Annotated in this window: 25 protein-coding genes; 14 read left to right on the top strand and 11 right to left on the bottom strand. The window is 52.1% G+C overall.

Annotated elements, in window-relative coordinates:
* Positions 1 to 177: 177 nt before the first annotated feature.
* Positions 178 to 591, bottom strand: a complete 414-nt coding sequence (locus ACYUBO_RS00655) for a hypothetical protein (RefSeq protein ID WP_460371580.1) — start codon at positions 589 to 591, stop codon at positions 178 to 180.
* 108 nt (positions 592 to 699) lie between these two features.
* Between ACYUBO_RS00655 and ACYUBO_RS00650 the strand changes: the two genes are divergently transcribed.
* The 4 genes from ACYUBO_RS00650 (at position 700) to ACYUBO_RS00635 (ending at position 3,128) form a co-directional block, all read left to right on the top strand.
* Positions 700 to 1,485: a 4Fe-4S binding protein gene (locus ACYUBO_RS00650; protein WP_460371578.1), complete on the top strand. Its 786-nt coding sequence runs from the start codon at positions 700 to 702 to the stop codon at positions 1,483 to 1,485.
* A gap of 6 nt (positions 1,486 to 1,491) precedes the next feature.
* Positions 1,492 to 2,310 carry an esterase/lipase family protein gene (locus ACYUBO_RS00645; protein ID WP_460371576.1) on the top strand — a complete coding sequence of 273 codons (819 nt, stop codon included), beginning with the start codon at positions 1,492 to 1,494 and terminating at the stop codon, positions 2,308 to 2,310.
* A gap of 110 nt (positions 2,311 to 2,420) precedes the next feature.
* The gene (locus ACYUBO_RS00640) at positions 2,421 to 2,855 is read left to right on the top strand and encodes a glycine zipper domain-containing protein (RefSeq protein WP_300332369.1); all 435 of its coding nucleotides are present in this window, start codon (positions 2,421 to 2,423) and stop codon (positions 2,853 to 2,855) included.
* A 6-nt stretch (positions 2,856 to 2,861) separates the two neighbouring features.
* Complete coding sequence (locus tag ACYUBO_RS00635) at positions 2,862 to 3,128, top strand: hypothetical protein (protein WP_460371574.1); 267 nt, start codon at positions 2,862 to 2,864, stop codon at positions 3,126 to 3,128.
* A gap of 4 nt (positions 3,129 to 3,132) precedes the next feature.
* Here ACYUBO_RS00635 and ACYUBO_RS00630 read toward each other — a convergent pair whose 3' ends face one another.
* Genes ACYUBO_RS00630 through ACYUBO_RS00620 form a run of 3 tightly spaced genes read right to left on the bottom strand, consistent with a single transcriptional unit; the run spans position 3,133 to position 6,475 of the window.
* Positions 3,133 to 4,800: a sensor histidine kinase gene (locus ACYUBO_RS00630; RefSeq protein WP_460371572.1), complete on the bottom strand. Its 1,668-nt coding sequence runs from the start codon at positions 4,798 to 4,800 to the stop codon at positions 3,133 to 3,135.
* Positions 4,797 to 5,837, bottom strand: a complete 1,041-nt coding sequence (locus ACYUBO_RS00625) for a uroporphyrinogen decarboxylase family protein (RefSeq protein WP_460371570.1) — start codon at positions 5,835 to 5,837, stop codon at positions 4,797 to 4,799. The genes ACYUBO_RS00630 and ACYUBO_RS00625 overlap by 4 nt, the downstream gene beginning before the upstream one ends.
* Positions 5,834 to 6,475, bottom strand: coding sequence for a cobalamin B12-binding domain-containing protein (locus tag ACYUBO_RS00620; protein ID WP_300331996.1), 642 nt, complete (start codon positions 6,473 to 6,475; stop codon positions 5,834 to 5,836). The genes ACYUBO_RS00625 and ACYUBO_RS00620 overlap by 4 nt, the downstream gene beginning before the upstream one ends.
* A 198-nt stretch (positions 6,476 to 6,673) precedes the next feature.
* Here ACYUBO_RS00620 and ACYUBO_RS00615 point away from each other — a divergent pair, with 198 nt between their 5' ends.
* Together ACYUBO_RS00615 and ACYUBO_RS00610 are read left to right on the top strand one after the other, a co-directional pair.
* Complete coding sequence (locus ACYUBO_RS00615) at positions 6,674 to 7,822, top strand: AAA family ATPase (protein ID WP_460371567.1); 1,149 nt, start codon at positions 6,674 to 6,676, stop codon at positions 7,820 to 7,822.
* Positions 7,823 to 7,824: 2 nt separating this feature from the next.
* The gene (locus ACYUBO_RS00610; protein ID WP_300331989.1) at positions 7,825 to 8,397 is read left to right on the top strand and encodes a hypothetical protein; all 573 of its coding nucleotides are present in this window, start codon (positions 7,825 to 7,827) and stop codon (positions 8,395 to 8,397) included.
* A gap of 4 nt (positions 8,398 to 8,401) precedes the next feature.
* Here ACYUBO_RS00610 and hmgA read toward each other — a convergent pair whose 3' ends face one another.
* The 3 genes from hmgA to cofH are packed head-to-tail and all read right to left on the bottom strand — an operon-like array spanning position 8,402 to position 11,069.
* Complete coding sequence (gene hmgA / locus ACYUBO_RS00605; RefSeq protein ID WP_460371565.1) at positions 8,402 to 9,610, bottom strand: hydroxymethylglutaryl-CoA reductase (NADPH); 1,209 nt, start codon at positions 9,608 to 9,610, stop codon at positions 8,402 to 8,404.
* A gap of 60 nt (positions 9,611 to 9,670) precedes the next feature.
* Positions 9,671 to 9,943, bottom strand: coding sequence for a hypothetical protein (locus ACYUBO_RS00600; RefSeq protein WP_300331982.1), 273 nt, complete (start codon positions 9,941 to 9,943; stop codon positions 9,671 to 9,673).
* A gap of 34 nt (positions 9,944 to 9,977) precedes the next feature.
* On the bottom strand, positions 9,978 to 11,069 hold the full coding sequence (gene cofH / locus ACYUBO_RS00595; RefSeq protein ID WP_460371563.1) for a 5-amino-6-(D-ribitylamino)uracil--L-tyrosine 4-hydroxyphenyl transferase CofH: 1,092 nt from the start codon (positions 11,067 to 11,069) through the stop codon (positions 9,978 to 9,980).
* A 52-nt stretch (positions 11,070 to 11,121) separates the two neighbouring features.
* On the opposite strand from cofH, the gene ACYUBO_RS00590 reads away from it, so the two are divergent.
* Positions 11,122 to 12,057, top strand: a complete 936-nt coding sequence (locus tag ACYUBO_RS00590) for a class I SAM-dependent methyltransferase (protein WP_300330857.1) — start codon at positions 11,122 to 11,124, stop codon at positions 12,055 to 12,057.
* On the opposite strand, the gene ACYUBO_RS00585 is transcribed toward ACYUBO_RS00590, so the two are convergent.
* From ACYUBO_RS00585 to ACYUBO_RS00570, 4 genes are read right to left on the bottom strand one after another with little or no spacing between them, the layout of a single operon-like run.
* Positions 12,030 to 12,419, bottom strand: coding sequence for a Zn-ribbon domain-containing OB-fold protein (locus ACYUBO_RS00585; protein WP_300330860.1), 390 nt, complete (start codon positions 12,417 to 12,419; stop codon positions 12,030 to 12,032). The genes ACYUBO_RS00590 and ACYUBO_RS00585 overlap by 28 nt on opposite strands.
* Positions 12,420 to 12,423: 4 nt before the next feature.
* Entirely contained in the window at positions 12,424 to 13,587 is a 1,164-nt protein-coding gene (locus tag ACYUBO_RS00580) for an acetyl-CoA acetyltransferase (protein WP_300330863.1), read from the bottom strand.
* Entirely contained in the window at positions 13,584 to 14,633 is a 1,050-nt protein-coding gene (locus ACYUBO_RS00575; protein WP_300330866.1) for a hydroxymethylglutaryl-CoA synthase, read from the bottom strand. Before ACYUBO_RS00575 ends, ACYUBO_RS00580 begins: the two co-directional genes overlap by 4 nt.
* On the bottom strand, positions 14,627 to 15,337 hold the full coding sequence (locus tag ACYUBO_RS00570; protein ID WP_300330871.1) for a helix-turn-helix domain-containing protein: 711 nt from the start codon (positions 15,335 to 15,337) through the stop codon (positions 14,627 to 14,629). Before ACYUBO_RS00570 ends, ACYUBO_RS00575 begins: the two co-directional genes overlap by 7 nt.
* 134 nt (positions 15,338 to 15,471) lie before the next feature.
* Between ACYUBO_RS00570 and ACYUBO_RS00565 the strand changes: the two genes are divergently transcribed.
* Genes ACYUBO_RS00565 through ACYUBO_RS00535 form a run of 7 tightly spaced genes read left to right on the top strand, consistent with a single transcriptional unit; the run spans position 15,472 to position 25,993 of the window.
* Entirely contained in the window at positions 15,472 to 16,383 is a 912-nt protein-coding gene (locus tag ACYUBO_RS00565; RefSeq protein WP_300330875.1) for a chemotaxis protein CheW, read from the top strand.
* 18 nt (positions 16,384 to 16,401) lie between these two features.
* Positions 16,402 to 18,783 (top strand): methyl-accepting chemotaxis protein, encoded by a 2,382-nt coding sequence (locus ACYUBO_RS00560; protein ID WP_460371559.1) that lies wholly within the window; start codon positions 16,402 to 16,404, stop codon positions 18,781 to 18,783.
* A 22-nt stretch (positions 18,784 to 18,805) separates the two neighbouring features.
* The gene (locus tag ACYUBO_RS00555; protein ID WP_460371557.1) at positions 18,806 to 20,986 is read left to right on the top strand and encodes a hybrid sensor histidine kinase/response regulator; all 2,181 of its coding nucleotides are present in this window, start codon (positions 18,806 to 18,808) and stop codon (positions 20,984 to 20,986) included.
* Positions 20,976 to 22,259 (top strand): hybrid sensor histidine kinase/response regulator, encoded by a 1,284-nt coding sequence (locus tag ACYUBO_RS00550; protein ID WP_460371555.1) that lies wholly within the window; start codon positions 20,976 to 20,978, stop codon positions 22,257 to 22,259. Before ACYUBO_RS00555 ends, ACYUBO_RS00550 begins: the two co-directional genes overlap by 11 nt.
* Positions 22,260 to 22,272: 13 nt before the next feature.
* The gene (locus tag ACYUBO_RS00545; protein WP_300333615.1) at positions 22,273 to 23,517 is read left to right on the top strand and encodes a response regulator; all 1,245 of its coding nucleotides are present in this window, start codon (positions 22,273 to 22,275) and stop codon (positions 23,515 to 23,517) included.
* A gap of 12 nt (positions 23,518 to 23,529) precedes the next feature.
* Positions 23,530 to 24,924, top strand: a complete 1,395-nt coding sequence (locus ACYUBO_RS00540; RefSeq protein ID WP_460371553.1) for a PAS domain S-box protein — start codon at positions 23,530 to 23,532, stop codon at positions 24,922 to 24,924.
* 16 nt (positions 24,925 to 24,940) lie between these two features.
* On the top strand, positions 24,941 to 25,993 hold the full coding sequence (locus tag ACYUBO_RS00535) for a GNAT family N-acetyltransferase (RefSeq protein WP_460371551.1): 1,053 nt from the start codon (positions 24,941 to 24,943) through the stop codon (positions 25,991 to 25,993).
* Positions 25,994 to 26,020: the final 27 nt, after the last annotated feature.

Below are 26,020 nucleotides of genomic sequence, written 5' to 3'. Positions count from 1 at the left end.
TTTTAAAACAGGCAATATTCCGATATTCGGGAGATTTCGGCCAGAAATACCACCCTTACGCGCTCAAAATACACCCAAATTAAAAATTTTAAAAAATTAAACCAATATTTGGTTTTCAATTGCGATGCGCACAATAATTATAACTCTTTTTTCATTTTCCTTACACATACAATGATTTTATTTTTCACTTGTTGTACGCCCGAATATCTCGCTGAGCTGATTTTGAGCATCTTTCTTTGTGAGCATACCATTCTTCAGGGAATACCCGATTTGAATAATCACCCGGATATCATTCAGTGTCAGCCGTGAGAAGGAGTAGCTCTTCCAGGTCTCCCGATCGGCCTGCATCCAGAGTTCCTCAAGCATCTGGCGCAGTGACCCGACATCCTCCTCGGGGATATCATTCCATTTCTTTCCCTGTGCAGAACGGATGATTGCTATTGCCCCTTCAACGCTCCTCTGTTGTTTGAGCAAAAAGACCCTCCGTCCCACCTCATCACGTTTCACATCCGGCATGCATGGTAGTGTATCACACGGGTATAAGAGCGTTGGCACCATCCTGATACCCTCCTCATATACACGATCAACCATATCCTCCATATCACAGAGAGCTGATTCAAAAGAGCCTAAATGCCTGCCTAAAAAGATGATGTTTCTCCATCCCAAATCTATTTGATTCTTCATCGCCAATATTTTTCCATGTTTGGTGCCAATTTCAACCCACTTCTCCTTATAGGCGTAGTCTACGCGGTCACCATCTCAATTGTCTCTGCATACCTCTGGGCAGGCGGACAGTTCTCTGCAAGAATCAGGCACCTCCTCATCATTATCACAATCATCTTCGGATTTGCCACCTTCTCTCCGATGATCCCGCATCAGTTCCAGGGGCTCGTTGAACATCTGGCAGAGGGACAGCGTATCGGCACCATCCTTTTCTCCGGGATAATAGGACTTGGCATCCTTACACTCCTGGCTGCTCTCTTTGGCCGCCACTTCTGCGGGTACCTCTGCCCAATCGGAGCAGTACAGGAGGCTGCCTACACCATCCCGACAAAGAAGATTCCCGTGCAACAGAAAGGCATCCTGAGTGCAATCAGGGGACTATTTCTTGTTGCCATGATTGGAGGGGCATTTCTCTTCGGGATCGAGCTCCTCGACTATTTCGGCTTTTCGGACTTCTTTAAGCTCACGCTCTCGTCAGGAACACTCGTCTTTATCGTAATTCTCCTCACTTCTATCCTGATCTACCGCCCGTTCTGCAGGATTGTCTGCCCGGTCGGGGCAATCCTCCAGATAGGAGCGTTTCCAGCTATATATAAGATCAGGCGGACAGACGCATGCATTGAGTGTGGAAAATGCGAGAGGGCATGCCCCACAAACGAGGCGAAAGCAGAAGATAGTAAATCTGAATGTTACCTCTGCCGCCGGTGTATCGAGGTCTGCCCAAAGGATGGGGCGCTTGTGTACGGACGAAAGAAGGTTTGAGATTTGATGCACAACACCGCATGCCCCGTTCTCCTGATCCATGGATGGAACAGCCATCCCGGGATCTGGAAAAAGATGATTGCCGGACTGGAGGCAGCCGGGATACCCGCATGGAATTTTGGCTATGTGGAGAACCCCGATCCGCATCCGGTCACCGTCGCAGAAGACCTCCATGATTTCATCGCTGATATGCGGAGGAAAAACCGGTACCAGGGTGAGATCGATATCATCACCCATTCAATGGGCACCCATATCACCCGCTTCCTCCTTGAAGTCCAGGATGGAAAGGAGAAGGCTGAAAGGGTGAGGCAGTTCATCGGGATCGGCCCCCCGAATAATGGATCGTCAATGGCAGAACTCTTCTGCGATCCTGTCTACGGGGAGGAGATGATCCGATTGCTCGAAGGCATCTTTGTCCCTGCCGGATATGATCCCGAAGACGACAGCCTTGTGCAGGAGGTCCGCCCCGGCAGTGTCACCATGGCTACATTGAAGTCTGCGGGGCTCAGGGATGATATCCGGTACCGGTGCATCCTCAGCAGGAATATCACCCGCACAGAATCGTTTTTCCCAATACTCGGCGGCAGAACATGGATCTTTCAAGAGGATGGAACATGGGATACAACATTTGACGGGGACGGTGTGATCCCACATTCAGACTCGTTGATGCCCGGAATCCAGCCGGAGATCATTCCTCTTGACAATTCGCTCTTTACAAACTGCCCGCACCAGTTTTGCCATGGCAATCTCCCGAAGAATCCGGAAGTGATCCAGTGTGCCATCGGATACCTGACCGGAAAAGAGAACGGAAACTGTTCTTTCTGATAAAACCACATACGCAAGACCACCCATACAGACCTTTTTTATACTACAACCAACTACAAACACCTGTTGAAAGGCATGAATTCCATGCCATTTACAGAGAGAGTGATATCATGACAACAAAGAAGGAAGTAGAGGAGAAGGTTGCTGAGACTGCAACAGATCTGGAAGAGAAAGCCCAGAAAGAGTTTGAAGAGCTGAAGAAAGAAGCAGCAGCTGCCATGGAAGAGGCAGCAAAAAAACTTAAAAATGCCAGGAGCAAGATCGAAGGCGAGGATCTTGAAGCCCTTGTGAAGGATATGGAAAAGACCCTGCAGAGCCTCGTGCCTGAGAAGATGCCGGATACCGCTGAAGTGCAGGAGAAGGTTAAAGAAGTCATTCACGATGCGGAAGAGACGATCAGGACTGTTGCGGAAAAAGAAGCGGAAATGATGCAGGAGCGTGTTGAGACGGTCGAGAGTTTCGTTGCAGATCACCCTATCGCCTCGATCGCCATCGCAGCCGGTGCTGGGTTCATGGTCGGCCTGATCGCCGCAAAACTCAGGTAATCCTGTATGAAAGAGAACAAAAAGAAGAAAGCCGGTAAGAAAGGTACCTCCCGGGATCCCCTCTCCTGTGTCAGGAGGCACCCGATCCCTGCCCTCTTCTTTACATTCCTCGGCGGAATAGCAATTGGTGCCCTCATAGCATATAAAATCAGAAAGATCGGGGAATCAAAGGCGGATGAGGAGAAGAAGAAACAGGGAGGAATCGCACCACTTCTTATGACACTTGTCACCCCCTACATCCTCCGCCGCATCCTCCGGATGATAACCGGATGAACTATCAGGCGCCGGGAGGCGTCCCGGCTTTCCTCCAGCCTCCGGAGGGGACCCTTATTTGAAACTCCGCCCCTGCGCCGGCTGTTCCTGTTTCAACAATGGTGATCCCGGTGATCGAGAGGATCTCTGATACCAGGTAGAGGCCGAATCCATGGCTCCTCCCAAATGCTGGCCTGAAGATTGATTCCTTCTTTTCATCAGGAACACCGGGACCGTCATCTGCCACGACAATCACGAGATTCCCGGAGTCCTCCAGTACCCTGAAGCGGAGAATGCTCCCGGAAGCTGCATGGAAGACGGCATTCTGGCAGAGGTTATGCACCACCTTTCCGAGCATTGGATCAGCCAGAATTTCAATATCCGCAATCTCGTTCTCAAGGCAGAGAGAAGAGCCTTTGAGGATATCCGGGGCTATTGCATCGACATATGATCCAAAATCCTGCCACGAAGGGATCTGTGCACCCATATCCTGGTAATCGCGGGTGAACTCAACCTTCCTCTGGATCGCACTCACCTGCTCTTCCAGCTTTCTTAAATAGCTCTTCACCTCATCTGATACCGGGAGATCCGAGGTGAGATAGAGATATCCGGCAGCAACCATGACATCATTGAGTATATCATGCCGGGTGATTGCCGTCAGGATGTTCAGCTTCTTATTCGCAAGAGAGAGTGCATCCTGCACCTCTTTTCTCACGTTTATCTCCTGATCCTTCTCTGCATTTGCATCAAGGAGACGCTGGTATGTACGGGCATTCCTGATCGCAAGGCCAAGAACCGGAAGGAGGACGCGAGCAGTATTCCTGTACCCGTCAAGAAACTCAGGATGTGCGAAGTGATCGAGCCTGAACCAGAGCAGCACCTCACCTCCATAAGCAACCGGCAGAACAATACCTGAGGATCCCTCTTCATATGGGGTATCAGAATGTTCTATTACCGAGGGTGAGAAGAGAAGCCTGAAGAGGTGATCGATCCGTCTGATCACCTGCTGTTCCGTGGCTGCCGCCGCAATTTCCCTCAGGAGATCAAATGCCATCGTGTAATCTGCAACCTGCCCCTCAAGCCCTTTCAATTGCACCATTGTCCTTTCACTGAGGGCAACAGACTCAAGCGAGGCGAGTGTCTCCCTGAGCCGGGCTGAGAAGAGATCCAGATCAAGAGGGACAATTGAAAGAGGCACAGAGAGCCGATCCGCCAGCTCCCTTGCACCGGCATCGGCAGTGCCATCATCACGGGTCCTGAGATGGACAACGCGCCTGATTCCGGTATCATGAAGAGGTTTCTGCTCACCTGGCGGGGATATCTGGCAGGGAAATGTCAAACGTTGCTTCCGTGCAAACCCCGAGAAGATCATATAGACGCCCGGGCCGGAGAGCGAACGGAGTTCATTTTTCGCCAGGAACATCTCCGGAGACCGGAGGTGGGCAGAGAAACCAATCTCAGGTATCGGGGAAGAGCAGCCGCAGCTCAGAACACAGATCTGATCAACTTCTTTTGAGAGTGCGTCATATGCCTCTCCAAACGCTTCCTTCCACTCAGGGAGCGGCATACTGCAATGGGGAGTAAAGAAGATTGCCCTGATACTCGCGTACACTGAACCCCGAAGGGCGAGTTGTACCTCCTCCTCAAGGTTCCTGCAGGCAAGGATGCCAACCAGCCTCTCTCTCTCCTTCATGCGATCGGGTATCTCCCATAGGTTCTGGAAGCATCTGCGATCGCCCTGAGAACAGAATCCCCGACCTGCCAGGGGATCTCACCATGATTATCCGAGAGTATAAAACCCCCTCCGGGACCCGCCTTTGATAGTGCCTCCCGTACTTTATCTTCTGCTTCCTGCTGCGACCACCGCCGCATCGAAACGCCATCAAGGTTCCCGATCAATGCCATCTTCCCGGCAAACGTCTCCTTCAGGAGACTGAGATCTTCAAGTGCCGACACGCCCACTGCAACCGCCCCGGACGCTTTCAGCTCATCAGCAATCGCCAGGCAGCGGCCAGAGGCAAGGTGATAGGCAACCCCACACTGAATAGTTGGAATGATCTTTCGTGCAATCCGGCATCCGGTCCGTCTGGCAACTTCAGGTGGGATGATCGTCGGGGAGGTGACCGGATCAAAGTAGACAACAGCAGTTGCACCGGCTTCAACCTGGAGGTTCGCCCAGGTGGTGCAGAACTCACTATTCACCTCCATCAGATCCCGGAAGAGGGGATCATCCCCGAGGAGGAGATCGAGATAGCGGGAGAAGCCAAGCTGCATCACAGGAAGAGAGAACGGGGAGATAGCTACACCCGCAACCGGAACAGAATCGCCATACCGGTCAGACAAAATCCGGGTTACCTCGAGCATCCGTTGAAGCGGAGGGCATTCAGCCGGATCCGGTACCTCAAGAGAGCTAATCGTCTCGGGATTCCGGATGGGCGGGGCTCCGGCATTTGGCGGACCGTTCTCAAAGAACCGGACACTCCCCCCAAACGCCTCCACTTCAGCCGCCCCATAGCAGAAACCGGTGAGGCAGTCGTTGCCATATTTCTTCATCAGAAGCTCCTGGCCTTTGACCACATGTTCGACCTTCTGATAGTACTCCTGAATCGAAAGGCCAAGTTCACGGGCCCCGTGCATCGTGAGATTCAGGAAGAGCGGAACACGATCCGGCTCTTTATGGGAGAGGGCAGTCAGCGTCCGCTCAAGCGGAGTCATCTCATCCCCACTCATACCTTCCCTCCTTCCAGGAGAGCAACAGCTTCTGCCGCATCATGGGCAAAGGCATCAGCTCCCACCTCCTGCCAGAGCTGCTCATCAAAGAGGAAGGGAGCACCGCCGACGATCACCCGGACAGGTATTCCTTCGTCATGGATTCCATCCATCAGGTGCCTGACCTCAAGTGCTGCACGGAGCATCAGGGCAGATATGAAGAGCACCTCGATTCCATCCCGCTTTATCAGTTCAAGGAGCTCGGGAACGGTAGTCCCGGCACCATAATCCTCGACACGATACCCTGAAGCATGGAGGGCTGCAAGAACGGTCTCTTTGCCGAGAGTATGGAAATCTTCAAGAACCACAATCCCGATCTTCGGCTGATCCTGCCGTATCCCTGACACAGGAACCGGCAGGCTGCGGATGTACTCCTCGCAGATCCTCCCGCTCACATAGATCTGGGAGAGGGCGGCATCCCCCAGAGCCCATTGTTCGCCAATTGACCTGAGTGCAGGCTCGATCAGGGCGGATATGCAGGCATATGGTTCATCGGGATTGCATGATCCCCTGAGGATCTCCCTTGCCCCGGCGGAATCTGACCTGAGGAGGGCCGACTCAAGTGCCTGTACTGAAGATCCATAATCTCCGCTCTTCATAGTTCTTTTAATGCCATTTTGTTACGATAAAGGTTTGGAGAGCAAAAGAGGGGAGGGATCTATCAGTTTCTATCAATTTGTTTTAATTTGATAGTTGTGATGCAAAGTCCATGGAGCGGCAGGGTCATTGAGGAGAATGGAGACGCAAACAAGCTGATCACCCTACCTATAAATAGTTACGACTGAAAAAGAGGTATAATGGGCAGAATTCATACACTCCATATCGAGAATTTCAGAGCCATCGGGAGCCTCGACTATGCTCCACGGCAACTGAATATCATCTGCGGGAAGAACAATACAGGAAAAACTGCCCTTTTGGATGCTATTTACATTAACAGAACTGGAGGTGCGAGAAGGCGTTTTTTCGAGGAGGGAATTATCGAAAATCTTATAAAAACCGACAAATCAAAGGCAATTGTACACTCAAATCTCAACCACGTTAAAATATATAGATCCCTCAATATAATACGAAATGAAGATCCAAAAGCTTATGATCAGATTAGAGATTATATTATTCAAATCCTCCTAATGGATATCGAAGATGATGATTTCAGAGAGGCATATCTTGGAGTAATATTTGAATCTATTGATTTTATTGTAATAATCTCCGATCTTGGCAATCAATTTATACCTTACTACCTAATTGACAAACAATTCGTAACTGAACAATTGGAACAAATTATAAGCAATATTGGAGAAATTAAGGGTTATGAAAAGCTTTTAGGTTTCACAGATACAATGACTTACACTTTCTTATTAAAAAGTTTTCGCAATTATAGTTCATCCGATTCATCAATCAATAAAAAAGAAGAATCAATTATAAAAATATCTCACAAAGAAAAGCTCTCTCCCAAAAGAATGGATGATGAAGAGATTCACCTCCTTGAACAATTCATCAAAGAACACAACCTCGTTCGGAACCTTGAACGGCTTACCCAGAATAATGTTCTCTACAAAAGAGGAGATGAGATTGAAACCATTCCAATATCCGCACATGGTGACGGATTTATTACACTCCTCTCGTTATTCCATTATCTGCGTAAATCACAGGACGGAATCCTTCTCATTGAAGAACCTGAAAACCACCTCCATCCTGAGTACCTCGCTATCTTTATTGAAACCCTCTTCACCTATGCTCCAAAACTCAATGTCCAGGTCTTCATGACAACCCACAGTTATGACCTCATCCAGACAGCACTGGATTATCCGGAGGATGATGCAGAAAAAGAACTTCTCCTCATCTCAAAGATGACAAGCGACGGCGAGACTATTGAGAAGTATGATTATACCGTCGATGAGGGGCGCAGAGTAACCGAAGAGCTGAAACTTGATCTTCGGGGCATCTGAGTATGCCAGAAAAAACAGTAATCCTCTGTGAAGGAGTACATGACCTGATCTTCTTCTCAATTCTCCTTGAACAGAAGGGAATTCGATATCAGTTGGTACATAATAAAGATCTCACAGAATCGCGAGAGCGAACCCCCGAATCCAACAAAGTCCGGGATTTTATCGGCAGAAGAGGGAGAAGCGTACAAATTCTCATCAAAGACGAAGATGGATGGAAGAACTGCATCGATAACTTCGTTATCCTCTATGAAGACATGAATCCAAAGTACAGGTTGTTGCTCTGCCTTGATGACGATCAGAAGACACGGGAGAGACTGAAAAGAGCGGCCAATGAGAGATTCCGAAAAGATATTCTCCTTCAGCAATCCGAATTCTCATTTCAGACCAAGGATGCGATCAAGCATCAGGTTTTCTTTATCCCAGGCTCACTGGAAAGGCAGGTAAAGGAGATTACCGGAAACAATTCCGATCTCAAAGGAGATGAGGGAAGACGCATCCTCAACTCATTCATCAATCAATGCCAAAGAGAAGAGATACCATGGTTCCTTGAACTTGCATCCCTCCTCTCCAACTAAGATTTCACCCTCTCCCAAGCTCCTTATGCGCCCGTGCAAGGTGCTGTGCCGCCAGTGCCCCAAGGAGCGAAAGTTCCCCGGCAAGCACTCCTGCCGCCACGATCTCGGCAAACGCCTTTGCATGTGCACCGGGGGGATCCCCGCTGCCAGCAACCCCAAGGAGAGAGAGGCAGGCTGCCTGTGTTGCAATCCCTGTCCCACCGCCGACCGTTCCAACCTGCACTGCAGGAAGCGTCACCGCCACATAGACCCCGCCATCCATAGGATCAGCTGTTGTAATGCAGGATGAACCCTCCACCACGTGAGCCGGATCCTGGCCACAGGCGATATAGAGGGCGGCGAGGATATTTGCCGCATGGGCATTGAAGCCAAGCGCTCCGGCACGGGCGGATCCAACCAGGTTCTTCCGCATATTCACCTCGGCAAGAGAGGCAGCATTGCATTTGAAGACGTCACGGCAGAGGGCATCGGGAAGGAAGACTCCGGCTGTCACGGTCTTACCACGCCCTTCAACGAGATTGATCGCAGCTGGCTTTTTGTCTGTGCACATATTTCCGGAGAGTGCAACCAGCCGGGCGCCGGTCTCCTCTGCGATATAATCTGCTGCCTTCTGCGATGCGATCGTCACCATATTCATCCCCATCGCATCTTTGGTATCAAACTCAAACCTCAGGAAGACGCTGGTTCCGACGATATAGGGAACAAGCCCGATCAGCTCGCCATGCGAGGTTGTCGATTCTGCAATCTCCTGGATCTCCATAAGGTGATCTTCGGCAAACGCCGCCACCTCATGGGCATGGGCAACAGATCTGGCAGCAAAGACCGGGGCACGGGTCATCCCATCGCGGAGGATCCGGACTTCTGCACCTCCTGCTTTTGTAATCGCAGAACAGCCCCGGTTCACCGAGGCAACCAGCGCCCCCTCGGTTGTGGCGAGCGGAAGCCATACAGTCCTGTCAGCATACTCACCCTTCACAGGAACAGGTCCTGCCACCCCGACCGGGATCTGGACGCAGCCGATCATATTCTCGCAGTTCCTGGCGACCACCCGGTCAATCGGGATCGAATATGATGACAGAGGAGAGAGATCAGATCCTGTCTCCTCCTCAATATACTCACGCCTGAGAGATACCGCGTCGTCTGGCGGCAGCACCTTCTCAAGAGCGTACAGCTTCAGGCGTCCTTCCCTCAGATCCGATCGATACTGATCCATGATCAGTCTTTACTCATCCATGGCAATGTAACTTTTGAAGAGGGGGCAACAGGGAAGAGCTCACCGTTCCCGTTCAACCCGCTTGACTTCCATCGTGATCTGGCCGCCTGTTTTTCGGGAATGGTACTTTGCAATACGCTCCCACCGCATCCGATCATTCTTCTTCAACATCCGAAGCCACATCGTGAGGGAACGATCCCGCTTGCTCCTCCTGCAATCAAGGCAAACAGGAAGCTTCCTTCCCCGTTCGGCACCAGCCATGGAAGCACCCTGGGGACCGGAACCGGCAGCCGTCAGCACCCTTCCGCAGTAAACACAGCTTGCAAATCCCATAAAAGTAAAAGAACGCCAGTTCCTATATAGGTTATCAGATCTGCTGATACAGCGTTGTCCGTTCACGGAGAGGTCGTCCAAGATCTTCTGCCATCCGCTTCATCACGAGCGGGTCGAGGAAATCTGTCTGGACTGCCCCGGCACTCTTTGAGATAGACTCCTCATAGACCGTCCCGCCGAGATCATTTGCTCCGGCAATCAGCAGAAGCTGAGCCATCTTCTGCCCGAGCTTCACCCAGGAGACCTGGATATTTTTGATATTATCGAGGAATAACCGGGATACCGCATGCATCAGGATATCCTCCCTCCCGGTAGCACCGGCACGTGCGAGCCCCTTTTGGTAGATCGGGGTCTGCTGGTGGATGAATGAAAGGGGGACAAACTCCGTGAATCCAGCCGTTTCATCCTGTATATCCCTGACTATCGCAAGATGGCGGGCGCGATCAGCATCTGATTCGATATGCCCGTACATGATGGTCGCTGTCGTCGGGATACCCATGCTGTGGGCTTCGGTAATAATCCGCACCCATTCATCGGTCGGTATCTTGCCGGGGCAGATCCGGTCACGTACAGAATCAACCAGGATCTCAGCAGCTGTCCCGCAGAGAGATACAAGGCCAGCCTCATTCAGCATCTTCAGGACAGCTTCGGTCGAAATCCCGCTCTGCCGTGCCGCATATGCAACCTCCATAGGGTTTCCTGCATGGATATGAACACCCGGCGCACCTTCACGGATTGCCGCTATGATCCCGGCATACTGATCGGCATCATAGTCGGGATGAAGACCTGAGACCGAACAGATCTCAGTGATCTGGTGCTGTTCAAGTGCCTCCCTTGCCTTCCTCACAACCGTCTCGAGCGTGTGCTCATAGGCATTAGGATCACCGGGTTTTCTAGAAAAACCACAAAAACCGCAGGAATTTACGCAGACATTTGTCACATTGATATTCTGGTTCCTGACAAAAGTTACAGCATCACCAACAGCAATCTCCCGTGCCTCATCTGCTGCTTCTGCAATCCTGAGCACGTCCCTTCCGGTTGCAGAGAGGAGGACTGTTGCATCCTGCTCTGTCATCCGCACACCCAAAGATACATCCCGGAGGATCTCCGGCACACCCTTTCCCATACAGAGTGATTAACCAAACACCAATAAGAAGTATCCGCACCATCCTGTACTGATGAAAGAGGGATGGGCCGTCAGGGTTCAGAAAGTTGAGGGGGAGAGAAGACGGCAGGAGCTTATTGCAGGCGATACACTGGATCGCACCCTCCGTCCAAGGGCAGATGGATCAGAACTCCTCATCCCTGTCACAGGTTCGCCTCCCGGTACCGAGCGCGCCCTCTTTGAGGAGATACAAGCACCGCCGCCGCTGCCCCGGCACGAACAGGTCGGCGGTATTGTGATTATGCAGGAGAATGATGTATCGGGAGCAGAAGAGATCTTAAAAGCACGCCCATCCACCCATACCGTTCTCTATTCTGATGGAGCAGTCGAAGGAGAATTCCGGACAAAATCATTCACTACCCTGGCAGGCATTCCCACCACACGGACAACCATCTCGGAGTATGGCCACCGGCTCACAATCGATCTCTCGCAGGCGTACTTCTCATCCCGGCTTGCAACAGAACGCCAGAGGATCCAATCAGCTGTACAGGAAGGCGAAGTGATCTGCGACATGTTCTGCGGCGTGGGGCCGTTTCCAATCGCCCTTTCAGGCAGGGCATCCTGGATCCTCGCCTGCGATAAGAACCCCTCTGCAATCCATCTCCTGAGAGAGAACCTCCTGACAAACCATACCAGAAATGTCCTCCCGATGCTCGGAGACGCACGCCGCCTTGGAGAACTCTTCCAAGGCACATTCGACCGCGTCCTGATGAATCTCCCGATGATCGCAGCAGATTTCCTGCCGGTTGCCGATCAGATCACAAAACCCGGCGGCACCATCCATCTCTATGCACTCCAGGAAGAAGAGGGAAAATACAGGGAGAGGATCGGATCGGTTCTCCCGGGCTGCAAAATCACCGAGCGGTTCCTGCGATCGTACTCTGCCGGGAGATGGCACGCGGCCTATGACATTAAAAAAGGTCATGACGGGACGAATTTCGTCCCGTAATGGATAATACCGGAAGGCCCGTCTTCTGCTATCACCCTGAAGACCGATCTAACCGGCATCCCGAAGGTGATCTCCGATGGATCGCAGATCACCTGTGAGGTGAGACGGCAACCATCCTCAAGCTCGATGATCGCAAGGACATACGGAGTCAGGTTCGAGAACTGGTCGCTTGCTGTTCTGATCACCGTATAGGTGACAACCTTCCCCCGGCCGGAGCAGTGGTGATCAACGATCTTTCCATCCCTCCGGCAATCCGGGCAGAGAGAACGTGGCGGGAAGAAGACCGTACCGCAGTTCTCGCATTTCGTTCCGATCAGGTTATACCGCTGGGGAATCTTCCTCCAGAATCGCGCAACAGTCATAGTTTTACACCCTCCTGAAGAGATGGCAGACAACAGTTGCACCTGATCCACCGACATTCTGGGTCATGCCAATCTCAGCCCCATCAACCTGCCGCTTCCCGGCCTCGCCACGGAGCTGGGTGACAACCTCCCAGACCTGTTTCAGTCCGGTCGCACCAACCGGATGGCCGCATGCTTTGAGGCCGCCCGAAGTATTCACCGGCAGGTCACCTCCGATATAGGTCTGACCCTCCTCATAGAGCATGCCTGCTTCACCCTTCTTCACAAATCCAAGATCTTCAACAGCACAGATCTCTGCAATCGTGAAACAGTCATGCACCTCAACGAGATCAACATCTTTCCGGTCAACCCGTGCCCGTTCAAAGACCCGGTTTCCGGCGGCAACCGATGCATCAAGGGTCGATATGTCCCGCCGGTCATGAAGTGCTATCGTGTCGCTTGCCTGTGCGGTACCGATCACCGTAACCGGGGCATCGGTAAAGTCGCGTGCCATTTCAAGCGGTGCAACAACAACCGCCGCACTCCCGTCAGAGACAGGAGAGCAGTCGAAGAGACGGAGGGGATCGGCAACAAGAGTCGATCTCAGGACAGTGTCTATTGTGATCTCATTCTGGAACTGCGAGATCGGGTTCATCGATCCATGGTAATGGTTTTTGACCGCAACCATTGCAAGCTGCTCGCGTGTAAGCGAATAGCGGTGCATATAGTCTGTTGCGATCATCGCATACAGTCCTGGGAATGTTGCGCCTGCAAACCCTTCCCACTCACGGTCTGCGGCTGCTGCAAGGACATCAGTCGAATCCCCGGCATCGGTCATCTTTTCGACACCGGCTGCAACGACGATATCCTCCATGCCTGACGCAACCGCAAGCACCGCCTGCCGGAAGGCGAGGCCGCCTGAAGCGCATGCCGCCTCAACCCGTGTCGCCGGGGTATGGCCTGCACGGGTAAGTCCGGCATAATCTGCAATTAATGCCCCGATATGCTCCTGTTCAACGAACCTTCCGGCACTCATGTTTCCGACATAGAGTGCATCAATAGATTCGCCATCGATCCCTGCATCCTCGATTGCGAGGGTCCCTGCCTCGACAAATAGTTCGCGGAACGAGGTATCCCAGCGCTCGCCAAACTTCGAACAGCCAATTCCGATTACTGCCACATCTCTCATTCTTGCATCACTATCTTCCCTTTGTGTCTGGCATACAATGCATAATCGAGATACCTGAGATTCTTCTGGAGTTCTGCAACGGTGGGTGCCTGTGATCGATCGATAACCGACGTGATCGCATCTGTCACCGTAATATCGAAGGCATCTGATCCAGAGCCTGAGCCATAGCTACAGACAAAGATCTGATCACCCGGCTCTGCAATATCCAGTGTTGCCGCAAGGCCGACCGGAGATGCACCCGAGTATGTGTTTCCAACAGTCGGGACGACAAGCCCTGGCAGGTACTGTTCCTTTGTAAACCCGAGGATCTGGGCCGCACGGGTTGGGAACTTCGCATTCGGCTGGTGGAAGACGGCATAATCGTAATCTGCCGGTTTTTTTCCTTCCCGCTCAAAGAGGAGGCGGCTTGCGCCAAGGACATGCTTGAAGTACCCGGGATCGCCTGAGAAACGGCCCCCGTGTCTTGGATACGACTGCCCTTCCCTTCGCCAGAAATCAGGGGTATCGCTTGTGTACGAATGGGTGGCATTGATCTCTGCAATCGGATCCTCGTTTCCGATCAGAAATGCAGCCCCACCGGCAGCTGCGGTATATTCCAGTGCATCACCAGGTGCACCCTGTGCGATATCTGCACCGATCGCAAGGCCGTATTGTATCATCCCTGATCCGACAAGCCCCATACAGGTCTGTATTGCCGCAGTTCCCGCCTTACAGGCAAATTCGTAATCAGCCGCAGTCATGACAGGTGTTGCTCCGATCGCCTCGCCGACGGTGACCGCTGTCGGTTTCACCGCATAGGGATGCGACTCGGATCCGACATAGACCGCCCCGATATCATCAGGGTTAATCCTCCGGCGTGCGAGCGCGGATCGTGCCGCCTCAACCGCAATGGTTGCAGTATTCTCGTCAAGATCCGGAACCGACTTCTCATAGACCCCAAGGCCGCCTGAGATCTCAGCCGGGTTCGCCCCCCAAACACGGGCGATCTCCTCGACCTTAATCCGGAAGCGTGGGATATATGCCCCATAGGTGATTATGCCTACCATGCCTGTTTCCTCAGTTTTTTAATGATGTCTTTTACTGAATCTGCTGTTGAGAAGACGCTAATCCGGTCACGTTCAGCCAGTTTCTTCACCAGGGGATGAACCAGATCGTGATCTATTCCCTGGAGAATCACACAGGGTGGCTTGAACGGGGTGACGCGGATCGCAACCATCGGGGATTTGCCGCTGGATACATCCGTGAAGATCAGTGCCCGTTCTGTACTCCACCCATAGATCCTGTTAAATTCGTTTGGCGAAAGCGTAAGTATTGCATTTACACTGTTGACGACTGTATAGCCGACAACACTGTGATCTGCATCGCCGCAGATGAGATGGCAGTTGATGAGATCGGCAAGCTCGACCATCGGAACCGCATCTGAGAAGTCATGGAGATCATAGATGACATCCTCATCAAGATTTGAGAAGAGCATCTTAGAATACTTCTCCAGATATGATCCGCCATTTGCCTCATCAATTGCAAAGAGGCTGTCGACGATCTTCCCGACAACAGCGGTGCCGGGGCTTTTACGCCTCCCGCTCTCATAGTCGCTGATCACCGACGGAGAGAAACCGAGGTGCTCTGCAAGGACGCCCGGTGAAATTTTGAAGCTCGTCCGCCATTTTTTGAGCGCTTTGCCGGGCATATCCGAGAGTGTGATCTCTCCCGCTATCTTTTCTGCCAGCTGCTGGTGATGTCCGGATTTCACCTGTACTGCTATGGCTTCGTATTAGATATATCTAACGAACAGAAGTTCGACATTTCACGAAGTCGGTGCCGGTGTCGATACCATCCGTTTCACAACAGTTATCTCGTCACGAAGAAGATACCTTTTTATCTGCCATGACAGAACACCTCCGCTTTTGCGAACACGGAAAAAAGTATGCCCTCCCTCTCAGCATCATCCGATCCACGCTCAAGGTGGTCACCATCGATGAAGAGTCAGGAGGAGTGATCAATTTCCATGGGAAACAGATACCGGTGCTTGCACTCGATTTCAAAGAGAGACGGGTGATACAGGCATCCGATTCCCTGATTATCACAGCCATCAAAGAGGGTGAGATTGCACTCTGTGCCACTGCAATCGAAGGAATTACGGCATTAAAAACCACATTCCCGGGAGAGCTGACCGGCACAAGCATTGCAGAAGACGGGACAATCATCATCGACGATCTCTCTCTTGTACCGCTCTCCCGATCCATTGAGCCCCCAAAAGACCGGGAGGCACAGGCAATTCTTGAGCGCCGCGCACGCTCAATCACTCTTCCGGATAATACGGATGAGCAGATCACCTATCAGGAGATCCTCAGGTTCTCACTTGGATATGTCGAATATGCTGTCGAGATGCAGTATGTCAGGGAGGTGATCCTGACCGGAGAGATCACTCCTGTGCCCGGAATCCCTCCATTTATCACCGGCATATCAGTTGTCAGGGGCAGAATCATCTCTCTCGTTGATCTCAGGAAATTCTTCGGGATGCCCGAAGTGGGACTGACCGACTTCAACCGCGTGATCATCCTCTCGGATGGCAGGATGACATTCGGCCTCCTTGTCGATCGGATCAGGGGCACATCACATCTCAAAAAACCATTCTCCCCGCCAACAGCAGAGACGGGTATTCCAGAAAGCCACCTCATCGGCATTGTCGGAGACCTGATCGTCATTGATGGAAAAGCCCTCCTGACAGATGAGTCGATGCTGGTCAACGAACAGGATAATACAGCAAACATTCAGATTAAAACGGTTCCGGAATAACGCTCCGGGAGGTATAGCATGATACGGTTCTTCTCAGATATGAAAGTTGGAACAAAGATCCTGGTGATCTGCCTTCTTCTTGCGATCATTCCGACATCGCTTGTCGGGGTGGTTTCATACACAAGCTCTACAGGCGTCATCACCCAGCAGATCGAAACGCTCCTGCAGACACAGGGCGTAGACATGAAAGGGTGGACAAATGATGTCTACACCTTAACGAGGAGCAAGGTGGACAGCGACCTGAATGTCCTGCGCCAGCAGTTCTACCAGCACGGCACCCCGGAGATCATTGACGGGCAGATGACCCTTATCAGCGCAGACGGGAGTAAATACGTTGTCAATGACAACTTCGAGATCGTCGACCGGGTACAGGCACTCGTCGGTGGAGCGGCAACGGTCTTCCAGGTCTATGATGACCATGCCGTCAGGATAGCCACCAATGTGAAAAATGAAGAGGGAGGCCGGGCTGTAGGGACATGGCTCACCATGGATGTTTATGAATACTCGGTTATCGGAGACAGGACATTCTATGGATCACGCGACCTGTTTGGGATCCAGTACGTTACGGCATATGAGCCGATCAAAGACAGATTTGGGAACGTTATCGGAATCCTCTTTGTCGGAACCGAAGAGAAGCAGACCCTTGATGTTGTCAAGAACAGTATCCGCCAGACTGTCATCGGTAAGAACGGGTACATGTACGTCATCGACGGAAACGGCAACGTCGTCGTCCATCCGACGCAGGAGGGAGAGAACTGGGCAGACCAGGAGTTCTTCAACACATTTAAATCCGAAGGGGAAGGGGTACTGTACCATCAGGCAGACAGCATGGATTATGTTGATGTCTACACCTACTTCGAACCTCTCGACTGGTATATCGTCTCGAGGGCAGATCTCTCTGATTTTACCGGGCCAATCAACACAATCCGTGATACACTCGTTGTTGTTATGCTCTCCTCGATCATCGTCGGAGCCGTTGTCGCCATCCTCTTCGGCAGATCGATATCTGAACCGCTCCAACAGGTCGTACTCATGATCAAAGAGCTGAAAAGCGGCCATCTCTCTGTCAGGCTGAATCTCAGAAGAAAAGATGAGATCGGGATCATGGCAGAGACGATGGACGAGTTTGCTGAGAATCTCCAGACGAACATCGTCGGAAACATCAAACGTCTCGCAAACGGGGAATATGTCGAGGAGATTGAGATCCAGGACGAGCGTGACGAGATCCGCCCTGCAATCAGAATGATGATGGAGTCTCTTGACCATCTCCACAGAGAGACTCTCAGGATGACCGATGCCGCATGGGCGGGAGATCTGAAGATCCGTGGCGATGAGAAGGCATTCCACGGCAGTTACCGGAGGATCATCGCTGGTTTCAACAAGACGCTTGAACGGATCACCGAGCCGGTGAATGAAGCTATGAGGCTTGCCGGATACTATGCGGCCGGAGATTTCACAGCACGGTTTGATCCCGACATTCCGGTTGCAGGAGAGTTCATCGCGTACCGTGATGCGCTCAACACGATTGGTATCGAGTTATCACGGCTGATGAAACTGATCACCGAAGAACTGTATGAAGGAATCTCGGTCATCTCGTCAGCATCAAGCGAGATCATCGCGGTTACCTCTCATCTATCCTCTGAGAGTTCGCAGACAGTCAGGATCGTTGACGAAACAACAGATGCAGTCGAAAGCGTCAGGATACAGACCGACCGCGCCAATCTGAAGACACGCGAGGTTACTGAGAAAGCGATGAAGACCAGCTTCGTCAGCAAAGACGGGCAGCGATCAATCCAGGAGATCCTTGACGGTATGAACCAGATCCGCCGCCAGATGGATGTCATCGGGACAAATGTCGTCAAGCTCTCTGAACAGAGCAGTGCTGTCGGGGAGATCATTGCAACAGTCACGGATATCTCAGAACAATCGAACCTTCTTGCCGTCAACGCCTCAATCGAGGCGGCAAAGGCAGGCGAATTCGGAAAGGGATTTGCCGTTGTTGCTGATGAGATTCATAACCTTGCCGAACAGTCCAAACAGGCAACATCGCATATCAGGACGATCCTGACCGATATCCAGCGTGGAGTATCAGGAACGGTCGTTTCAGTCGACCGGGGATCAGCATCGGTTGAGGATACCGTCGGGCTGACTGCACAGGCACGGGAGGCAATTGAAGTGCTTGCATCAGCTGTTGCTGACTCATCCAAAGAAGCGTATGAGATTGCTGACTCGATCTCCGAGCAGGCGAGCGGTATGGACAGAATTTCACATGCAATGGAGAAGATCCAGGACGCTGCCAGGAAGAATCTTGAAAACACCCAGAAGGCTGAGAAGACAGCAGAAGATCTGCATGAACTCGGTATCCGCCTGAAGAAGATCACCGAACAGTACCACGTCTGATATGCCGGGATGGGATGATGATTTGAGGGAGGGTCTTCTTGCAACCTTCCGGGATGAGTCAGATGAGATCCTCGCATCCATTACCGAGGATCTCATCGCCCTTGAACGGGGCAGGGGTACAATCGATCCTGCCATCTCGGAGTCGATCTACCGGAGGACACACAGCCTGAAAGGTGCTGCACGGGCAGTAGCACTCCGTGAGATCGAATCGATCTGTCAGCACCTTGAAACAGCACTTTCCGGAGTCCGGAGTGGAGACTATATCCCAGATAGCGCAGGGTATGATCTCTTTCACCGGGCCGTTCTTGTCATTCGATCGATCATTGCCGGAGAGAAGGTATCTCCGGTTGCAATCATCAGGGAACTCCGGGCTGTCAGGAACAGTACTACACACCCTCAGAAAGAGCAGGAACCATATACTCCAAGAAACGACCTTCCCCGGATACGGGAGACCGAGACGATCAGGATTGCAACCAAAACCCTTGATCGCCTCATCGGCGGATCTGATGAACTCTTAACGGCACGGCTCATGCTTGCCCACAGGATGCGGGAACTGGATCACATGATGCTCGATGTCGCATCATGGCAATGGGCACAGGTCCAGATCGCAAGCGAGATGCACGTCATCGAAGATTTAATCGAATCGGGAAGAGAGATTAATGACCGTGATATTCGTGCAATTGACCATATTATACATTTTTTAAAGAAGAACCGCGAGTATATCGATTCTTTCAAATTCGACCTCTCAAACCAGGTCCAGTCAAATACCCGTGAGCGAACCGTGCTTGAGTCGGGGGCACTCTCCATTGCAGCAACCATCCATGAAGCCGTTCTGATCCCCTTCTCCCAGATTCTCGTTCCATTCCAGATGTTTGTCAGGGAAGTTGCGGGATCATCCGGCAAACAGGTGGATTTCATCGTTGATGGCGGGGAGATCGAGATCGACCGGCGTATCCTCGAAGCCCTCAAGGATCCACTGCTCCATATGACACGAAATGCGATCGATCACGGTATCGAACATCCGGGCGCCCGTATCAGCAGGGGTAAGAATCCAAAGGGGAGGATACATATCAGGGTTGTTCCCCTTGCCGGAAGCCGTGTCGGGATCGATGTCTCGGATGATGGGAATGGTATCGATCCTGCCGAGATCCGCAGATCAGCTGTTGAGAAAGGTATTATCACCCAGGAAGAATCACTCAGACTCTCTGATGAAGAGAGCTTAAACCTCGTCCTACAGTCAGGCTTCTCAACATCCACTACCGTAACCAAGCTCTCAGGGAGAGGGCTTGGTCTTGCAATCGTCGATGATGCGGCAACCAGCCTCGGGGGAACCGTCTCTGTAACCTCTATTCCGGGACAGAATACCTGTGTCCGCATATCGGTTCCGGTCCGCCATTCAAACTTCCGGGGCGTCGTCGTCAGGTCCGGCAGGCAGACCTATGCGATACCGATGCAGCAGATCAGATCGGTGATCAGGATACAGCCCGGGGCAGATGAGATACGTCTGGGGGATGAACTTATCCGCCTTATTCCTCTTGAAAGGGCACTTGGACGGGATGAACCACTCAACAGGCAGGATGACGGCCGGCCAGTCCCTGTCATCATCCTCGCTTCCGGAGCAGGCAGGCTTGGCATCTATGTCGAGGAGATCGTCAGCGTTCAGGAGATCGTCGTCAGGGCTCTTGGGAGCCAGCTCCGGTATGTACGGAGGATTGCCGGAGCGGGTATCCTCGATGACGGAACGATCGCACTTGTTATCGATCCCCTTGATCTGATCACCTCTTCACTCCAGAGACGAGCTGAGCATCCCTTTAGATCCGAGCCGGAAAGCGGCCGGATACTGGTGGTTGAAGATTCAGTGACCTCGCGTGAGTTCCTCAAATCGATACTTGAGGAAGTCGGATACACCGTTGCCACTGCAATTGACGGGGCAGAAGCACTCCAAAGGCTTAAGCGGGAGGAGTATGATATTGTCATATCAGATGTTGATATGCCGAAGATCAACGGTTTCGCACTCACCGAGGCGATTAAAAGTGACGAGAAACTCTCCCACATACCGGTGGTGCTTGTGACCTCACTCGATTCACAGGAAGACCAGGAATATGGCATCCATGTTGGTGCAGATGCATATATCGTGAAAAGTGTCTTTGAAAAGGAGGCATTCCTCAGGGTTGTCAGGGGGGTTGCTCCTCATGAGTCATAAGCAGACCCACCTCCTGGTGGTGGAGGACAGCCCGACCCAGGCCGAGTATATCCGCCGTATTCTCCAGCGAGAAGGCTTCATCGTCTCTGTAGCTTCTGATGGCAGGGCTGCACTGGAGACACTGGATGAAGAGACGATCGATCTCGTCATCAGCGATATTATCATGCCCGGAATGGGCGGATATGAACTCTGCCAGAAGATTAAAGAGAAGAGCAGCATACCGGTTGTGCTCGTCACACAGCTCTTTGATCCCGAGGACATCATCCGCGGGCTTGCAAGCGGAGCCGATGGATTTATTATCAAGCCCTTCGATCCCGTCTCTCTCCTCGACACCATCCTGAATATGCTTGAATCCGCTGAAGACGGACGGATCGTACTTGATGGGGATCTGATCATTGCCACTCCCGGCGAACAGACCTATACCATCAAATCAGACAGAAAAACGATCCTCCGGATCCTCCTCTCAACCTATGCAACAGCGGTCAATAAAAATATCGAGCTTCAGGAAGCCCGTGACGAGCTCTATGGGATGAACGAACAGCTTCAGGAATATGTGGAGGAACTGCGGCAGACAAATGACGAACTTCATCAGGAGATGCTGGAGCGGCAGCGTATGGAGAAAGAGGTCTCTGATGCCCACAGAAAACTCCAGCTGATGACAAATATCACCCGCGACGATATCAGAAACCAGCTGACCATCATCGAAGGTTATCTCGAACTTGCTGAATCGAGAGAAGAAGAAGTATCAGTTGAAGAGGCGATGGAGAGGATTCGCCAGGCTTCACGGCGTATCGGAGGGATCATCGAGTTTACCCGTGATTTCCAGAAGATTGGCATGATGGATCATGAATGGCTGGATCTCCTGTCTTTGGTTGAAAGCTCACGCCGGATGATGGATTTAATGGGGATTCAGGTTCATTCTGAAATCCCTGATGTTGAGATCTACGCCGAACCATTGATCGAGCGTGTCTTTCGTGTCATCATTGACAATGCGATTCTGCATGGAGAAGGTGTCTCAACACTCCGGATAACAGCAGAGGAAGAGAACGATAAACTGATAATCAGCATCGAGGATGACGGGATAGGCATTCCGGATACATTAAAGAGCCGCATTTTTGAGCAGGGATTCGGAAAAAACACAGGTCTTGGACTCTTTCTGGCACGGGATATTCTGGCGGCATGCGATTGTGCCATCCATGAATGCGGTCTGCCTGGAAGAGGAGCGTGTTTTCAGATAACCGTTCCGAAAGGAAGGTACCGGTTCGTGGAATAAGGAGGGAAGAGCGATGGTGCAGACAGAACACATTCTCATTGTAGAGGATAGTACTACCCAGGCAGAATATCTCCGCAGAATCCTTGAGGGCGAAGGGTACCGGGTTACTATTGCCGTAGATGGAGAATCTGCCCTGAGGGGGATAGCCGAAGAGACACCCGATCTCGTCTTAAGCGATATCGTAATGCCGGGGATGAGTGGCTATGAACTCTGCGAGAAGATCAAAGATTATGGCACTATTCCGGTATTCCTCGTCACCCAGCTCTTCGATCCCGAAGATGTCGTGCATGGCGTCTCATCAGGGGCTGAAAACTTCATCATCAAACCCTTTGATTCAGTATTTATTCTAGATCGGCTGAAGGATTTTTTTGAGAAGAGAAAAAAAGGCAGCCAGGATGATGACCTGACCATCCAGATTTCCGGCAACAGCTACCATATTGATGCCAACCGGGAGACAATCCTGAATATTCTCCTCTCAACCTATGCCCTTGCCGTTCAGAAGAATATCGATCTCTCCGAGGCACGCGACGAACTCTTCAGCCTGAACGAACAGCTCCATGAGAAGAACGATGTATTAAAGGTTGAGATTATGGAGCGTGAACGGGTCGAGAGGGCGCTTTCAGAGGCACACAGGAAACTCTCCCTTGTGACGAGCATCACCCGGCACGGGCTCTTAAACCAGCTTGGAGCGATCCATGAATCACTCGAATATGCAGCACGCGTTCTTGAAGAGAATCCGGATACAGCAAAAGAGAGCATCCTCTCCGGAATAACCGGACTTGGACGGGCAATCCAGACAACCCGGTTCACCCAGGAGTATCAGAAGATCGGTGAGAATCCACCGGTATGGCAGAAGGCAGGATCACTCGTACCCTCCGAGGGTGAATATCCAGTTGAGATTACTGCTGCCATACCCTCCGAACTTTCAATCTATATCGATCCCTTTGCGGCAGAGGCGATCAGGGCGATTATCAACGATTGTATCAGAAGACGTGCAGAGAGGATCCAGATCACCTGCGAGGAACGAAAGGCAGGCTACAGTATCATTCTTGAGGATGATGGAATAGGTATTCCTGCACCCGCAAAAGAGGCGCTCTTCTCGCATGAACAGAGTCCGGGCAGGGGGTTCTCCCTCTTCCTCGCACGTGAAGCACTTGCGATCACGGGTATCGAGCTGAAAGAGACAGGAGACCCACGGCAGGGCGGCCGCTTTGAGATTCACTGCCCTGCAGGGGTTTTTCAGATGGGCTCAAGGTAACCTGGTGCGCAGATGGCAACACGTAATCATCCATTCCTCTCCGATCCGATTGAGCGGCGGCGGATCATTATCGTCGGTGTGGCTGCCATTCTGGCGCTCTCATCAAATGTTATAGGGCTTTTGTATGGTATCACCACGGTTTTTCCTCATCTGATCTACTTCCCCATCATCATTGCCGGGTACTGGTATCCCCGGCGTGGCCCTTTTGTTGCGTTCCTGATTGCCATCATCTACTGTATCCCGGCATATCTGCTCATGCCCCAGGATCTCTTCACCACCGCCTACATCATCGCAAGGGGAACAGTCTATGTGATCATCGGAGTGATCATATCGCTTCTGGCAATCCGAATGAGGCAGTCCGAACAGAAACTTCATGATCTGATCGAGTTTCTCCCGGACGCAACCTTTGCAATCGACCAGAACGGAACAGTGATCGCCTGGAACCGGGCGATTGAGGAGATGACAGGCATTCCGAAGATGAAGATGATTGGAAAGGGGGGGTACGCATACTCGGTTCCATTCTATGCAGAGAAGCGGCCAATCCTGATCGACTGTGCCATGAACCCCGGGATCGAGGCGAAAACCTGTTATCCTGCGATCAGAAGGAGAGGGGATATGATGGAGGCTGAGGTGATCGCTCCGGCATTGCATGATGGGAAAGGTGCCCATCTGAAGATTGCAGCCACCCCTTTCTATGACACAGGAAATGCGATCGTCGGGGCTGTCGAATCGATACGCGACATCACCGAAGAGGTAAGAATCCGATCCGCCCTCCAGAACTCAAACCGCCAGCTGACAGCACTGAGCGGGATCATCCGGCATGGACTCTCGGAACGGCTTGAAGAGCTGTACCGGCATCTCACCATTGGAAGTATCCGGTTTGATGATCCGCCAACTCTCACCTTCCTTGAAGAGATCGAAAAAGCGGCCGATGGGATCAGGCGCCAGATCGTCATATCCAGGGATTTCCGTGAGATCGGATCCCGGCCATCTGCCTGGATGCCGGTGCAGGAGACGATTGCCGGTGTTTTAACAAGGATTGATGCAGGAGGGATAACCGTTTATTCATGGACAGAGCGGCTTGAGATCTTCGCCGATCCGCATCTTCCGGCAGCATTTACGCATCTGATAGAGAATGCCGCAGCAGCGGGGGCTACTGCCCTTGTTATCACGTATCAGATCCGAGAGGGTGAATGTTTCATCTGTTTTGAGGATAACGGGCCCGGCATCCCGGATGATGCCAGGAAGAGACTCTTCTCAGAGGGAACCGAGCGATCCGGCCAGGGTCTCTTCCTGACACGGGAGATTCTTGCCATCACCGGGATCACCATTCATGAAGAGGGGAGAGAGGGTATTGGTGCACGGTTTGTGATGGTTGTTCCCCCGGAGGGGTACCGGATCACCTGAAAGAGGGGAGGATAAGATGGATCCACGACGTATTCTGGTAATGGCTGACCCGGAGAAGACGGCAATCGAATCGCTGGTTGAGAGGATTCCGGGTGCACGTGAGGTGATGATCCCTCACGGCGGGATCATCGATCTCCCCGGTATCCGGGTCAGATCAATCGGTGAAGGAGAACCAGCACGTCTCGCAAGCGAGTCAAAGGCGACACTGATCATCTCAGAGAAAGAGCTCGCTGCTCCGGGAGATCTATTGCTCATCCCTCCTCTGATCAAAGAGGATACACGGCCGATCACCGACTGCCTCCTCATCTGGGCGCCATCAGATCGAGGATCAGGACAGGTTATCGCGGCTTTTCTCGACCAGGTGAGTGCATATCAGGTACACCTCCTCACCGAAGGGGATCCGGATCCGGATATTCCGCTCCATGCCCCAATGGCTGCCGTTACGGTTCATCCAATGGAGAGCGGACTGGCAACAGCTATTGCAGAAGCCGCATCAACCCTCCACCCGTCACTCATCGTCCTGCCAAGGAGGATCCCGGCAGTTGATCGTACCTCCATACTGGAATTAGGGATTCCGATCTTCATCCCGGAGCAGAGGGGCGGAAAAGTTGAGATCCGTGAACTGAAATCAGAAGAGTTTGCTGATGCAGATGTGGTCTGGATCGATTACCATGAGACGAAGGGAGAGCCACATTCCGATCGGGTATTTGGTGCATTTGACGGAGATCAGATCGTCTCCCTTGCCCGATGCAGGCGGCATCCCGACGGATATGAGGTGGATGCCGTCTACACCCCTGAAACCTATCGTGGCCGCGGATTCTCCCGGCAGGTGGTGGGAGCGCTTATTGAAGCCTGCTATAACGAGGAACTCACGATGTATGCAGTACAGCACCTCAAAAAGTTCTATTCCGGATTTGGATTTGTCCCAATCCCGGAAACAGATCTCCCTGCATCTGTCCGTGAGCGCTACCTCTGGGCGGCAGGAAATCTTGAAGGGGCGGAAGTGATCCCGATGAGGCGGGTTCCCGGACGACCCCCGATCCTCACCGGTTTCGATACCCATAAATAGGCAGCCTCCCAAATTTGATGATCATGC

Source organism: Methanocalculus sp. MC3 (assembly GCF_054767395.1).
The sequence above is the reverse complement of the archived record's forward strand: the minus strand, read 5'-3'. Positions and strand labels throughout refer to the sequence as shown.